Source organism: Streptomyces sp. NPDC041205 (assembly GCF_055591765.1).
Window position 1 is genome coordinate 1 of sequence record NZ_JBVIZH010000025.1, and the last position, 1,071, is coordinate 1,071.

A 1,071-nucleotide genomic window follows, 5' to 3' on the forward strand; every position below is an offset into this window, starting at 1 on the left:
CATCCGCGGTTTGGGCCGTGGGCGGGGTTGGGGTTGCAGGTGGTTGTGGTGGTGGTGTTGGTGGTGCGGCGGGTGTGGCCGTTGTTTGTGTTGGGTGTGGCGACGGTGTCTGCGGTGTTGATGTCGTTGTCGGTGTGGTTGGTGCCGGGGTTGTTGGTGACGTCGGTGGATGGGTCGGGGGTGTGGGTGCCGTTGGCTGCGCCGTTCGCGGCGTATTCGGCGGTGGTGTATTCGTCGCGGCCGCGGGGTGCGTGGGTGTTGACGGGTGTGTTGACTGTGGTGGCGACGCGGTTGTGGGAGTTGTCGTTCGCGGTGGCGGCGTCGGGGGTGTTGTTGACGGCGGTGCCGGCGTTGTTGGGGATGTATGTGGCGGCGCGGCGGGGGTTGATCGTGGCGTTGACGGAGCGGGCTGAGCGGGCGGAGCGGGAGCAGTTTTTGTTGGCGGAGCGGGCGCGGGCGGAGGAGCGGGTGCGTTTGGCGGGGGAGATGCATGATGTGGTGACGCATCGGGTGTCGTTGATGGTGTTGCAGGCGGGGGCGTTGCGGGTGGTGTCTTCGGATGAGCGGGTGCGGGCGGAGGCGGAGGGTTTGCGGGCTGCGGGGTGTCAGGCGTTGGAGGAGCTCAGGGATTTGGTGGGGGTGTTGAGGTCTCCGGAGAGTGCGGTGGGGTTGGTGGGTGGTGTTGGTGATGATGGTGGTGTGGGGGTGGGTGATTGGGGTTTGTCGGTGTTGGTGGAGGAGTCGCGGGCGGTGGGTGTTGAGGTGGTGTTGAGTGAGTCGGGGGATCGTTCGGTGTCGTCTCCGGTGGTGGCGCGGACGGCGTATCGGATTGTGCAGGAGGCGTTGACGAATGTGCGGAAGCACGCTCCGGGGAGTGGGGTGCGGGTGGAGGTGCGGTATGAGGCGGATCGGGTGCGGTTGAGGGTGCGGAATTCGGCTCCGACGGCGGCGGTGGATCGGGAGTTGGCGTCGTCTGGTTCGGGGAGTGGGTTGAAGGGGTTGCGGCAGCGGGTGGAGTTGGTGGGAGGCACGTTCGAGTCCGGCCCCCGCCCCGACGGCGGCTTCCACGTC

General features: G+C 67.3%; 1 protein-coding gene. It reads left to right on the forward strand.

Going from position 1 to position 1,071, the window contains the following annotated elements:
• Nucleotides 1-48: 48 nt before the first annotated feature.
• Nucleotides 49-1,071 (forward strand): sensor histidine kinase (locus ACZ6BG_RS39110; protein ID WP_469011155.1); only part of this gene is annotated, 1,023 nt, incomplete at its 3' end.